Raw genomic sequence first — 12,741 nt, 5'->3', positions numbered from 1 at the left:
CCAATGGATACTGAACAGGCATCTCCCAACCAGCAAAATCAACCATCTTACCACCCAACTCAACATGCAATGAGTAAAGGGGAGTGCGTTTCGGTGAAGTCATGAGCCGGCCAACTTCTGAGTATCTAAAGGTCAAAATGCATAACCGTCAGTCTGCCCCAAGCCGCATAGAATGCAATGATTCCACCCGGTTTTTAGCGAAACACCGAACCCAGGAAGAGGCGGTATACAGACGCATGCACCGTAAATATTCCTATAGGAAACTTTTTTCCGTTAGGCAACAACCCTCATTTTGACCCGGCGAAAGCCCAGCCAACTTGCCGAAAGCCAAAAGGAAGGCTCTTATCGCTGACGTAACATCTTCTTCGGGAACATTCTTTTCAAAAAATGGCGCTCAAGTGGAGAGAGACCGCACTGCGCGATCCAGAACCTCGAGCCCTGCAATCAGATCAGTCTCTGCCGTATCTTCAGCAAAGTCATGGCTGATTCCGTTGATCGAGGGCACGAACAGCATCGCGACCGGCATCATACGAGAAACATTGGTGGCATCGTGCAATGCACCTGAGGGCATTCTGCGCCACCTGCCCGGTGCGACCCGCTCGGCTCCGGTTTCGAGTGCCCTGCGCAAGGTTTGATCCATGGCAACGGGTTCCAATCCCAACATGGGGCCGTAATCCAGTTTCATTCCCAGTTCTTTGGCGACTTCTTGCGCAGTCGTTCGAATGATCTCCTCCATCCGCACCAAACGGTCTGCATCACCATCGCGCCACTGCATCGAGAACCGAACCCGCCCCGGCACGATGGAAGATGCATTGGGGTGAAGATCGACGCGCCCGATTGTCCAAACGGTCTGAGGTGTGACCACGTTGCGGAAACGCTCGTTCAGGCGGGCGTTGAACAAGGACATAGCCTGAAACGCGTCCCGGCGCAGGTGCATCGGGGTGGTGCCGGCGTGGTTTTGCTGACCTTCAAAAGAGATCGACATATCTCGGATGCCGACGATATCGGTGACGACGCCAATCTGCTCTCCTGATGCATCCAGAGAGGGGCCTTGTTCGATATGCATTTCAACGAAACCACTGAAACGGGACGAATCTACGAAGCCCTGCGACATGTCAGCCATGGATGATCGGGCCTCGCCAAAGCTGATACCCGTTCCGTCCGTCAACACATCGGCATTTTCCAGCAGCAACCCACCCGACCAGACGGCCGAGCCCGTGGTCACGCCAAACCGGCCTTCTTCGTCCTGAAAGCTGACGACGGAAACAGGCCGGTCGCTGGAACGCGCAATTTCCAGCGCTGCGATGACGCCCAGCGCACCATCCAGCCAGCCGCCCTCGGGCTGACTGTCGGAATGTGACCCCATGAGCAGAGAGGGACCGGACGCCAATCCGAACAGGTTGCCCACCGGATCAAAGTGCGGTGTCAGACCTGCTTCGGCCATACGCCCTGCAAGCCATTGGCGCGCAGCGATGTCCGCACCGGAATAGGCGGGACGGACGACGCCTTTACCCACACCCGATGCGCCGAATTCACGCAATTTGTGCAGGTCGGTTAAAAAGCGCGTGTGATCGACGGCCATGTGCCCCTCCGGAAGTTTGTTCACGGCGACAATAGCCAGAAACGGAACAGGGGCGAGTATTTTTTCCCGCGTGCATGAAACCCCTCTGGCCCCGGCAAGGAACCTGTCCTAAGACTTCGGCGCAAGAGGGACCGACATGTCACATATCACATTGGTGCGTCACGGGCAGGCGAATACGACGGCGCGAGACGAGGTAAGCTATGACAGACTCAGCGAGTTGGGGCATCAGCAGGCCCGCTGGCTGGGGGCGCATCTGCGCGACACCCGCAGCCACCATACGCGGGTCTATTGCGGCACCCTGACCCGCCATGCTGAAACAGCGGCCAGTATGGGATTGACCGATCCGGTCCATGATGCGCGACTGAATGAGATCGAGTATTTCGCGCTCGCGCAATTGTTCGAAGAACAGCACGGCGTCGCGATCCCCACGGACCGCGAAGGGTTTGTCGAACATCTGCCCATGACCTTCGAGGCCTGGGCCAAGGGTGAAATCGAGAATACGCCGGAGACCTTCGGCGAGTTTGAAACCCGTGTCCGCGACGCATTGCGCGAGATCGGAACCGAAGGCGGACCGGCCATCGTCGTGACCTCGGGTGGTCTGATCTCGATGGTGGTGCGGCAGGCGATGGGGTTGGATATCCCGTCCATGGCACGGGTGGCCCTTGCCATCATGAACACGTCAATGCATCGTCTGCACCCGATTGGCGCGCAACTGAGCCCGGTCCTGTTCAATGCCGTGCCGCATCTGGAAGCCCCTGACCGGCACTTCGCGCAGACCCACCTGTAACCAGATCGGAGACCTCTGATGCAGCTCTATTATGCCCCCCGTACCATCTCGGTCGCTGTTGCGATTGCCTTGGAAGAGGCCGGACTGGAATACGAAGCGATCAAGCTGGACTTCGCTGGGGGTGAGCAGACAAAACCTGCCTACAAACAGATCAACCCCAAGGGTCGTGTTCCGGCGCTGGTCGTTGATGGCGGCATCCTGACCGAGACCGGGGCGCTGTTGGAATACGTTGCGGCCAAAGCCCCCGAAGCCGGGCTGGTGCCTGCCGATCCGGTAATGGCTGCACGGATGCGCGAAGTAACGTTCTACCTTGCCTCAACCATGCATGTGAACCACGCGCACAAGATTCGCGGGCATCGCTGGGCCGACAAGAAGTCCAGCTGGAAAGACATGAAAGACAAGGTCGCGCAGACGATGACCACATCCTGCGACTACATCTCTTCAAATGGGCTGCGTGGGCCGTTTGTGCTGGGCGAGGCGTTCTCGCTGGCCGATGCTTACCTGTTCGTGGTCTGCAGTTGGCTGGAAGGCGACGGAGTCGATGTCTCGGCCTTTCCAAAGATCGTCGCCTTCCGAGAGGCGATGGAAGCACGTCTTTCGGTTCAGGTGGTGCGTGCCGCCGGAATGCTCTGACAAAAGGAAATAAGATGACACATCTCTGGGTCCGGGCAGAACAGCGCCCGAATGAGGAACGGGTTGGGCTGACACCTGAAGGTGCCGCCGCGTTGATCGCCGCAGGCATCCGTGTAACGGTCGAGGAAAGCCATGTTCGTGCCATCCCACTGGACGGCTACAAGGACGCAGGCTGCGAGATCGCACCCGAAAATTCCTGGCCCGAGGCCCCGCTGGACGCGATCATCTTCGGCCTCAAGGAACTGCCCGAGGATGGTACGCCCCTGCCCCACCGGCACATCATGTTTGGCCACGCCTATAAGGGCCAGCATTCTGGCCGGGCACTGCTCGACCGTTTCAAGGCCGGTGGCGGCACGCTCTATGATTTGGAGTATCTGGTTGACGAGAATGGTCGCCGGGTTGCCGCATTTGGCTATTGGGCCGGGTATGCGGGCGCTGCGGTGACACTCAAGACATGGGTTGCGCAGCAACGGGGCGAGGTATGCCCGCCCGTCGGTGTGTACCCGGGCAAAGATGCGCTGAACGCGGAACTGTTGAGCGAACTCGACGCCACCGGAACTGCGCGCCCGCGCGCCATGGTCATCGGTGCCTTGGGTCGTGTGGGCACCGGTGCCGCAGACCTGTGCGAGGCGATGGGCGTCAGCGTCACAAAATGGGACATGGCCGAGACTGCCAGCGGTGGGCCCTTCCCCGAAATCCTCGACCACGATCTGTTCCTGAACTGCATTTTTGCACGCCCGGGCACCCCGGTCTTTGTTCCGCGTGCAGCGCTGACCGCCCAACGCAATCTGACGGCCATCGGTGACGTGGCCTGCGATCCTGACAGCGATTACAACCCTGTGCCGGTCTATGACCGTGCCACCACATGGGACGCCCCCGCCCTACGGGTGGCCACCGATCCGGTGATGGATGTGATGGCCATCGACAATCTGCCGTCGATGCTGCCGGTCGAAAGCTCGGAAGACTACGCGGCGCAACTGCTCCCGTCTCTTCTGACACTGACCGATCTGGAAAAGGGTGTCTGGGGTCGCGCGCGGGACGAGTTCCGCGAACATGTCTAGGCGAGCAAGCGCATGGAACATCTGATCGGAGGGGCCGCGGCGGTTCTGGGTACTATCTGCTGGCTGCCGCAAACCCTGAAAACCTGGCGCAGTCGCAAGACCAAGGATCTGTCTCTGCCCGCGAACCTGTTGATCCTGACCACGCTGACTTTGTGGCTGATCTATGGGTTGATGATCTCGGCATGGCCGCTGATCCTTGGCAATGTGATATCGATCCTTCTTGTCGGAGCGATTGTGACCGCGAAACTGAAATTCGGCTGAACAGCCTCAGAGGAGTTTTCAAATGACCATCCATTGGTGTGGCACCGGCCTCTCGGCCATTCCCGGCCTGCGCCGCCTGATCGAAGGCGGAAACAAGGTCACGGTCTGGAACCGGACCATCGAAAAGGCCAGGGCCGAGGTCGGAGACCTGACAAACGACATTCACGCATTCGACATCGACGAATTGGGTACGGTCTTGGAGAAGGGCGATGTGATCGTCTCCATGCTGCCGGGCGACTGGCATGTACCGCTGGCAGAACTGGCGATTTCAAAACAGGCCAGTTTCGTCTCGTCCTCCTACATTGCACCCGAGATGCGCGCGTTGGATGAAAAAGCTCGCGAAGCCGGTGTGGCGCTGGTAAACGAAGTCGGGCTGGATCCGGGCATCGATCACCTGATGGCACATGCCTTGGTCGACGACTACCGCGCCTCAGACGTGTTCGATCCACAAAACCACCTGAGCTTCATCTCGTATTGCGGCGGCATCCCAAAGCATCCGAACCCATTCCGCTATAAGTTCAGCTGGTCGCCGCTGGGTGTACTGAAAGCGCTGCGATCGCCATCGAAATCGATCCGCGACTACGCGCCGCTGGACGTTGCCCGCCCATGGGATGCGATCAGCAGCTACATCGCCCCGCTGCCTGCACCGGAAAGCTTCGAGGTTTACCCGAACCGCGACTCGATCCCCTTCATGGCGCAATACCATTTCGAGGATCACTGGCCTGTCAAGGAATTCGTCCGCGGCACCCTGCGCCTGAACGGCTGGGCCGACGCGTGGTCAGATGTATTCAGCGAGATCGAAACCCTGTCGGGCCCCGAAGGTGATGCACGTCTGAAAGAGATGTCGGACCAGTTCTGGGACGAAAACGCCTATGACGAAGGCGAGCCTGATCGCGTTGTTCTGTGCGTGGGTCTGAAGGCCGAGAAAGATGGCGTCGAAGTCTGGCACAAGACCTATGTCATGGACGCCTGGGGCGACGAACGCGGCACAGCAATGGCGCGTCTGGTGTCGATCCCGGTCTCACTTGCCGTCGAGGCCGTATTGAACCGCGCCATCCCGGCCGGCGTTCACGCGGCCCCCAGCGATCCAAAGCTGGTTCAGGGATGGATGGGCGAAATCGACAGGCTGGCCCAGCACATTCAGATTGTGGATCACACAGCCTGATCGCAACAAGAAAGCCATTCCAGATTTGCTGGAATGGCTTTTATCGTTCTTTACTAGCCATATTGAACTCGCCCTGCTTTCCCTGACCGGGCCTTCAGATATACCGCTGGATGGTGTCTTCGATATCGCAGCGGTTGATGCCAAGTTCTGACAACTGGTGATCGGTCATTGCGTTTAGATGCTGTGCCGCGCGGACTATGTCAGGGCTGATTGACCGGATTCGCATTGCGCGGTCGAACAGCAACAGGGCGCTGGCAGCCGGTGCCGGTTGATTGGTTGGCGGGATAACGTCGAACATACTGGTAACCTCACTAACAGGATCATGGGGATTGGTCTCAGTTCACGCTGATTGCGTCATCACTGCCGGTAAGGCTTGTTGTGATAAACACTCTCATACGCGCATCGTTTGATCTGATCTCGCTGGACACCGATATCGGCCAGTTGTTGGTCGTCGAGTTTTTCCAGATCCCGCACGGTTTTCGAAAAAATCCGGCGGCGGAAGTGCTCAACCTTTGCATCTGCGTACTTTGCAAACAGACCGTCAAACAATCCACTCTGGGGTGCGTACGTTTGTGTATGTGCCATGTCTTTTTCCTCCTAAACTTGATTTCGTTGTCTTCCTGACATCAAATTTGGGAAGGCTGCCTTAACGTTGCCAAAGCGGTTCATTAAGGTTTGTTAAGACTTGTATGGGGAAAGGTATCAGCGGGCCCGACCCGCTGAATACGCACTGCAATCCGGGCCGACAACAGGTGTCTTCATTCGCGGATCAAAATCGACCGTATGTCGACCCGTGGCCAAAAGCGCCCTCTCCGCGAAACATCTACATCAGATCGTTTTCGACGTCCTCGGCCGATATCCCCAGTGCATCCAGACCATTCTCAAGATGGTCAGACATATGCGGGGTGCCGATCAGGTAGTCGGCGCAGGGGGTCGAAGCCTCGGATTTGGCAGTGGCAACCGCTTCGGCCAGATCTTCGGCAAAAAAGCTTTCGCGCCCGATCCACATGATGGCAACCAGTTCGGCCTGCTCGTCTTCGCTCATACGCTCGATAAAGGCACGCATTTCACCTTCTGCCCGGTTTAGCTCACGCCCCATCATGGCAATCTGAGCGACCTTTCTTGCCGATATTTCCAACATGGATCAGTTCCTCGTGTTCGCGGTTGTCATCCCATCACAATCACCGAACACGACCCGAGTCTTTGATCTTACGCAAACAACGGCTCTAGCGCCGCACACGTGTTACCGGCTGGTCCGGCACCGGTTCCCTGCGAAACGGGCGAAAGGTCGCTTTTTTCAGCCACAGCTTGAAAGCCTGCCAAACGATCAACGCAAAAGTTCGACGGGCACCAAACGGTCGCCGCAGCAAGGACCAAAGGATCACCCGGTTGGTCAGACGCCGGCGCGATCCGGTCAGCGTCGCGATCAACCCTCCACCGGCACGGCCGTAATCGATCCAGACACCTACCCGGCCGGGTCGATAGTCAAAGCGGAAGGTATAGCTGCCTTCGATTTTCTGAAAAGGTGAGACATGCATCAGCTTGTCGGCCACCACCCGGTCAGACGGTTCGATGGCTGAGAAATCGGGTTTGTGACATAAGTAACTGTGACGGGTGCCATAAGTATTGGTGACCTCGGCCACCACGGCATAGAGGTGATCGCTGTCGTCAAAACAGAACCAAAAACTAACGGGATTGAAAACGTGCCCCAAAACGCGGGGTTGGGTCAGCAGCGTGAAGCGCGCCGGTTGTGCCACCACCATCTCGTCAAACCGCGCGCGCAGCCACTGGGCCCCTTTCCCGTGACCCGGCTCTCCCCCATGATCGCTGGTGCGCCAGTTCGTGACATTCGCGCGATCAACCGAAAACAGCAAAGGCGTGTTCAGGTCCGCTTCGGGGTCCAGCAGGATGTAATCGACCGAGTATCGGAATGCGTTTTCAATCGCACCCTTGCGCCCGTGATACGTGTGACCCGCGATATGGTCTATTTCCTGCGTCATCCGCCGCTTTCTGGCCTTCTTGTCAACACCTTGAACTGCACTGATTTCCTTCAAATGCCGTTAAACATGATACGGGAATATGCGCAAATTGGATCATAATGTCCCGATAAAGTGATCCGGCTTGGGGAACACGTCGTATTGAGGTTATGTTTACCGAGATCGATACCGTGACCTTGGACGAACCTGCGGCTGAACCGGCCGCCCTTCAGCCTTGGCGCGAAAAGAAACGCATCAAGGGTAGACGGGTGAACGGAACCAACGGCAGGTGCGGCAGGAAAACAGAATGGGTGGATCACGTCAGGCGCATCCGCGACGCACAGGATCAGGCGGCGTTTGCCGAGCTGTTCCAGCACTTCGCGCCACGCATCAAGGCGTTCCTTATGAAGTCAGGATCAGACGCCACGATGGCCGAAGAATGCGCGCAGGAGGTGATGGCGACCTTGTGGCACAAGGCCCATCTGTTCGACCCGTCGAGGGCAACGGTGGCCACCTGGGTGTTTACGATCGCTCGGAACAAGCGCATTGACGTTCTGCGCAAGCAACGCCGCCCCGAACCCGAAGAGCTGGGATGGGGTCCCGAGGCAGAGCCTGAGCAGGACGACGTCATCGCGCTGCAACAGGAAACCGCGCAGCTGCGCCGCGCGTTGTCGGCGTTGCCCGATGCGCAGCGAGAGCTGATCGAAAAGGCGTATTTCGGCGACCTGAGTCATCGGGAGATAGCGTCCCAGACCGGGTTGCCGCTGGGAACGATCAAGTCACGAATTAGGCTGGCGCTGGACCGCTTGCGCCATGCGATGAACTGAGATTGGTATGATGAGCAAGCCGATTAGACATCACCTGACAGATGACCTGCTGATGGCATATGCCGCAGGTAGCCTGCCCGAAGCATTCGACCTGATGGTCGCGACGCATCTTTCGCTGTGCGATCACTGCCGCGCACGGGCGGAAAGTTATGACGCTGTGGGTGGGCATGTCCTTGAAGAACAGTCCGATGCTGTAAGCATGAGTGACGCCTCGCTTGCGGTCACGATGGCCTTGATCGCCCAAGGCGCGCCGGATCCGGTTCCAACACGTCCGAGGTGCACTGTATTGCCGACCCCATTGCAGGACTATGTCGGAGGGACTGTCGCAGACATCCGCTGGAAGCCTATTGGGATGGGCGTCAAACAGGCCATTCTGCCAACCACGAGCGAGGCTTCAGCCCGGTTATTGTTCATTCCAGCCGGAACGGCGGTGCCAGATCATGGCCATAACGGGGTGGAATTGACGATGGTTCTTCAGGGCGCATTCTCGGATGAGGTGGATCGCTTCGCCCGCGGCGATGTGGAGATCGCGGACGAGGATTTGGAACACACGCCCGTGGCGGACATTTCTGAGGATTGCATATGTCTGGCAGTTACGGACGCACCGTTGAAGTTCACCAAGTTGATGCCACGCCTGTTCCAACCCTTCCTGCGCATCTGAATTTGCCCGCGAGGGCCGCGTACGGCGTGTTTTGAAAGGAATGATTATGTTCGCAAGACTTGCTGTGTACGCCCTTCTCGTTGCAATCGCGCCCGTCGCCTCGGCCCAAATGTCGGCCGAAGTTCAGTTTCAGCCCGGCAATTTTGGCACCATGGTCAGCGGGACCATCTCAGGAGATGAGTACTTCGATTATTCTCTGGGCGCCAAAGCCGGACAGGAGATGTTTGCCGATCTTCAGGTCAGCGACACCAATGGTAACGGCTTGATCTATTTCAACATTCTGCCGCCGGGCAGCGACGGGATCGCGATCTATAACGGATCGATCAATGGCAACACGGCCCGGATCGACCTGCCCGACGATGGCGACTATACGATCCGCGTTTATCTGATGGGCAATGACCGGGATACCGGCAAAACCGTGGGGTACAATCTGGATCTGTCAATCCAGTAGATTTCAGCCTTCGTGACGCGCCAGGGGCACAACGTCTGTTTCAGCCTCAGGCGTGATTTCTTCGAAGTCGAAATTATCCAATCGCTGCGCACGTCGGCCCGCCTTTTCAGCGCTGATCTTGATTTCCGAGATATCCTTGGCCGCCTGTCCAAAATGACGATCAAGATTTGAGACGCGATCCCCCAGACGTTCCACATCCTTGTGCAACAACCCCAACTCTTTGCGGATTGCGCCGGCCTGTTCACGCATACGCGCATCTTTGAGGATCGCCCGCATGGTATTCAGCGTAGCCATGCACGTCGTCGGTGACACGATCCAGACCCTTGCGGCGAACCCTTCGCGCACAACGTCGGGCAGGCGGGCGTGCAGTTCCGCATAAATCGCCTCGGACGGTACAAACATCAAAGCACCGTCGGCGGTTTCCCCATCGAGGATGTATTTCTCGGAAATCGCCTTGATATGCACTTTCACCGCAGCACCGAATGCGCGCAGGCATCTTTCGACATCCGCCTTGGTCTGTGCGGCGGCGAGCGCTTCGAAATCCTCCAACGGGAATTTGGCGTCGATCACGATCGGGCCGGGCGGGTTCGGCAGATGAATCAGGCAATCCGCCCGCTTGCCGTTGGACAACGTGGCCTGCAGCGAATAGCTGTCAGCGGGCAGCGCCTTGGATACGATATCGTTCAGCTGAATTTCACCAAACATCCCGCGCCGCTGCTTGTTCGACAGAATATCCTGCAGGCTGAGAACATCGCCCGACAGTTTCGTGATGTTGTCCTGCGCCTTGTCGATGGCGGCCAGACGTTCCTGCAATTGCGTAAGTGAAGTCGCCGTCTGTTTCGATGAGCCATGCAGGGTTTCCTTCATCCGTTCCTGCATCTCGGCCAGCGCGCGGGCCGATTTCATTGCGTTGTCCGCAAGGCGGTCGTTCATCTGCTGCTGAACCGAAGACAGGCGCGCCTCGACCGTCTGGATCACCTGCACCTGTGCGTTGGCCTGTGTGTCCGAGACATGCTGAAGGCCGCCCCGCAATTGTTCCTGCCCCTGCCCCAGTTGCTGTACGTGCTGACCCAGATGCGCCATCTGTCGCGCCAGCGGTTCCGCCATCCGGGCCGAACGGTTGGCCGCCCGCAACGACAAAAACAGCAGCAGCAGGATCAACGCCACCACACCGCCCACGGTCAGAATCACGGGATCATTCAACGCTATCTCAGTGTCTGCAATCTGGATCATTGAGTTCAGTTTGTTCTCGTTTTGTTTCTATCTTTTAAGCCGTGTTTGAAACCAAATCAACTGCGTCCGAACAGACGTTCGATATCGCTGAGCTTGAGTTCCACATACGTTGGTCGCCCGTGGTTGCACTGGCCGGAATGCGGCGTCGTCTCCATTTCGCGCAGCAGGGCATTCATTTCTTCAGCTCGCATTCGGCGGCCAGACCGGATCGACCCGTGACATGCGACGCGGCTGAGGATCGCCTCAATCTTGGCCTGTACCATCTGGCTTTCGCCCTGATCGGCCAGTTCATCCAGGATATCGAGGATCATCGCGCGGGCATCAACCTCGCCCAGAATGGCAGGGGTTTCGCGCACGGCAATGGCACTTCCGCCAAAGGGCTCGATGGTCAGGCCAAACTGCGTGAGATCCTCAGAAACCGCCATCAGTCGGGCGCAATCGCCTTCGGACAGTTCCACGATTTCAGGAATCAAAAGCGCCTGTGCAGCAACGCCGTTTTCGGCCATCTGCGTTTTGAGCTTTTCATAAACCAGCCTCTCATGCGCAGCGTGCTGGTCGACGATCACCATCCCATCGGCGGTCTGGGAGATGATGTAGTTTTCATGCACCTGCCCGCGAGCAGCACCCAGCGGCAAATCCTGCGCCGGAGGTTCCTGAACATCGGCGACCCGCGCAACCGGGGTCGGTTCGACAATGCTGCCGCTGTAATCATTGGCCAGTTCGGCAAAACCCGGAGCTTGTGCGCGATAAGCAGCCTGACGTGCCGCAGGGGACGGGCGCTCCATCTGGTAAACTCGCGCTGGGGCAGGCTGTGCCGGTTCCGGTCGCATCGCGCCCAGGGTCGCGTTGGCGACGGTCGAGGACGCCCGATGCCCGGCCTCGGCCAAGGCATGGCGCAGACTGGACACGATCAGGCCCCGCGCGATACCGGGATCCCGGAACCGAACCTCGGACTTGGCCGGGTGGACGTTCACGTCAACCAGCGCGGGGTCGCAGTCGATGAACAGTGCCGCCGCCGGGTGACGATCGCGGCTGAGGAAATCGAAATAGGCCGCGCGCAATGCGCCGGTCAGCATCTTGTCGCGCACCGGACGACCATTGACGAACAGATACTGCGCCACCGCAGCGCCCCGGGAATAGGTCGGCAGGGCAGCATAGCCATAGAGCCGAATGCCCTCGCGTGTGGCGTCGATCCGCAGGGCGTTTTCGGCGAACTCGCGCCCGATCACACGGGCCAGACGGGCGTGGAGCGCATCGAAGAGGTCTCCGTTCTCGCGATCCGCGCGAAAGGTCACACGGCCCTCTCCTCCGCCCGAAACATCGCGCAGGGTAAAGGTCACTGAAGGTTCAGCCATGGCCAGCCGTTTCACCGTGTCGGTGATCGCCTGTGCTTCGGCCCGATCCGTACGCATGAATTTCAGCCGGGCGGGCGTGGCGAAGAACAGGTCGCGCAGTTCGACCACGGTGCCCGCACGCAAGGCGGCGGGTTTGATCGCATCCACCTTGCCGCCTGCAACGTGGATCTGTGCCGCGTCCGCGCCGGGCACGCGGCTGGTTATGGTGAGACGCCCGACTGCGCCCAAAGAAGGCAGAGCCTCACCCCGAAAGCCGAAGGTGTGGATGTTGAGCAGATCCGACCCGTCAATCTTTGACGTGGCATGGCGGGACAAGGCCAGCGGCAAATCTTGGGCCGCGATACCGCACCCGTCATCCGTCACACGGATCAGGGTCTTGCCGCCATCGGCGATGTCGATGGCAATCCGTGTGGCCCCAGCGTCAATCGCGTTCTCGACCAGTTCCTTGACCGCCGAGGCCGGGCGTTCCACCACTTCACCTGCCGCAATCCTGTTGATTGCAGCATCATCAAGCTGCTTAATCACGGGGCGTTTTTCGCTGATATTGGGGTTTGCCTGCACCATACCCCAAGACCTAGCACAGTCGCGCGCGATTCTGCCACTGGTTTAGACAGTACACTTTTGATGGAAGGGGGCGTCCGGGCGACCGAGAATGAGGCTTCATTCAGGATCGCCCAGACGTGCCAGGTGAGTGGTGTGTTTCAGCTATTTAATGAGACAGCGTGTATCATGCGATCTTCGGAAAATCT

Annotated in this window: 15 protein-coding genes; 8 read left to right on the top strand and 7 right to left on the bottom strand. The window is 58.5% G+C overall.

Features of this window, described 5'->3' with window-relative positions; translation table 11 throughout:
- Positions 1 to 394: 394 nt before the first annotated feature.
- Positions 395 to 1,582, bottom strand: coding sequence for a Zn-dependent hydrolase (locus ACR0K5_RS15925; protein ID WP_480630635.1), 1,188 nt, complete (start codon positions 1,580 to 1,582; stop codon positions 395 to 397).
- 136 nt (positions 1,583 to 1,718) lie between these two features.
- Here ACR0K5_RS15925 and ACR0K5_RS15920 point away from each other — a divergent pair, with 136 nt between their 5' ends.
- Genes ACR0K5_RS15920 through ACR0K5_RS15900 form a run of 5 tightly spaced genes read left to right on the top strand, consistent with a single transcriptional unit; the run spans position 1,719 to position 5,489 of the window.
- Positions 1,719 to 2,369, top strand: coding sequence for a histidine phosphatase family protein (locus ACR0K5_RS15920; RefSeq protein ID WP_480630634.1), 651 nt, complete (start codon positions 1,719 to 1,721; stop codon positions 2,367 to 2,369).
- A gap of 18 nt (positions 2,370 to 2,387) precedes the next feature.
- Entirely contained in the window at positions 2,388 to 3,002 is a 615-nt protein-coding gene (locus ACR0K5_RS15915) for a glutathione S-transferase family protein (RefSeq protein WP_480630633.1), read from the top strand.
- 14 nt (positions 3,003 to 3,016) lie between these two features.
- Positions 3,017 to 4,063 (top strand): saccharopine dehydrogenase, encoded by a 1,047-nt coding sequence (locus ACR0K5_RS15910; protein WP_480630632.1) that lies wholly within the window; start codon positions 3,017 to 3,019, stop codon positions 4,061 to 4,063.
- A gap of 12 nt (positions 4,064 to 4,075) precedes the next feature.
- A complete protein-coding gene (locus ACR0K5_RS15905; RefSeq protein ID WP_480630631.1) occupies positions 4,076 to 4,324 on the top strand; it encodes a SemiSWEET family sugar transporter in 249 nt (82 codons plus the stop codon).
- 22 nt (positions 4,325 to 4,346) lie between these two features.
- Positions 4,347 to 5,489 carry a saccharopine dehydrogenase family protein gene (locus ACR0K5_RS15900; RefSeq protein WP_480630630.1) on the top strand — a complete coding sequence of 381 codons (1,143 nt, stop codon included), beginning with the start codon at positions 4,347 to 4,349 and terminating at the stop codon, positions 5,487 to 5,489.
- Positions 5,490 to 5,583: 94 nt separating this feature from the next.
- Here the strand turns inward: ACR0K5_RS15900 and ACR0K5_RS15895 are convergent, their stop codons facing one another.
- From ACR0K5_RS15895 to ACR0K5_RS15880, 4 genes are all read right to left on the bottom strand, one after another.
- A complete protein-coding gene (locus tag ACR0K5_RS15895; protein ID WP_480630629.1) occupies positions 5,584 to 5,787 on the bottom strand; it encodes a DUF1127 domain-containing protein in 204 nt (67 codons plus the stop codon).
- 59 nt (positions 5,788 to 5,846) lie between these two features.
- Entirely contained in the window at positions 5,847 to 6,074 is a 228-nt protein-coding gene (locus ACR0K5_RS15890; RefSeq protein WP_480630628.1) for a DUF1127 domain-containing protein, read from the bottom strand.
- A gap of 238 nt (positions 6,075 to 6,312) precedes the next feature.
- Positions 6,313 to 6,630: a DUF3775 domain-containing protein gene (locus ACR0K5_RS15885; protein ID WP_480630627.1), complete on the bottom strand. Its 318-nt coding sequence runs from the start codon at positions 6,628 to 6,630 to the stop codon at positions 6,313 to 6,315.
- An 85-nt stretch (positions 6,631 to 6,715) separates the two neighbouring features.
- Entirely contained in the window at positions 6,716 to 7,489 is a 774-nt protein-coding gene (locus ACR0K5_RS15880; protein WP_480630626.1) for a DUF1365 domain-containing protein, read from the bottom strand.
- Between the two features lie 146 nt (positions 7,490 to 7,635).
- Here ACR0K5_RS15880 and ACR0K5_RS15875 point away from each other — a divergent pair, with 146 nt between their 5' ends.
- Genes ACR0K5_RS15875 through ACR0K5_RS15865 form a run of 3 tightly spaced genes read left to right on the top strand, consistent with a single transcriptional unit; the run spans position 7,636 to position 9,404 of the window.
- A complete protein-coding gene (locus ACR0K5_RS15875) occupies positions 7,636 to 8,292 on the top strand; it encodes a sigma-70 family RNA polymerase sigma factor (protein ID WP_480630625.1) in 657 nt (218 codons plus the stop codon).
- A gap of 10 nt (positions 8,293 to 8,302) precedes the next feature.
- Positions 8,303 to 8,953 carry a ChrR family anti-sigma-E factor gene (locus ACR0K5_RS15870; protein ID WP_480630624.1) on the top strand — a complete coding sequence of 217 codons (651 nt, stop codon included), beginning with the start codon at positions 8,303 to 8,305 and terminating at the stop codon, positions 8,951 to 8,953.
- Between the two features lie 46 nt (positions 8,954 to 8,999).
- Positions 9,000 to 9,404: a hypothetical protein gene (locus tag ACR0K5_RS15865; RefSeq protein WP_480630623.1), complete on the top strand. Its 405-nt coding sequence runs from the start codon at positions 9,000 to 9,002 to the stop codon at positions 9,402 to 9,404.
- Positions 9,405 to 9,407: 3 nt separating this feature from the next.
- Here ACR0K5_RS15865 and ACR0K5_RS15860 read toward each other — a convergent pair whose 3' ends face one another.
- Complete coding sequence (locus tag ACR0K5_RS15860; protein WP_480630622.1) at positions 9,408 to 10,637, bottom strand: DNA recombination protein RmuC; 1,230 nt, start codon at positions 10,635 to 10,637, stop codon at positions 9,408 to 9,410.
- Between the two features lie 56 nt (positions 10,638 to 10,693).
- Positions 10,694 to 12,556 (bottom strand): DNA mismatch repair endonuclease MutL, encoded by a 1,863-nt coding sequence (gene mutL / locus ACR0K5_RS15855; RefSeq protein ID WP_480630621.1) that lies wholly within the window; start codon positions 12,554 to 12,556, stop codon positions 10,694 to 10,696.
- Positions 12,557 to 12,741 lie beyond the last annotated feature (185 nt).

Source organism: Ruegeria sp. AB9 (assembly GCF_056542585.1).
The sequence above is the reverse complement of the archived record's forward strand: the minus strand, read 5'-3'. Positions and strand labels throughout refer to the sequence as shown.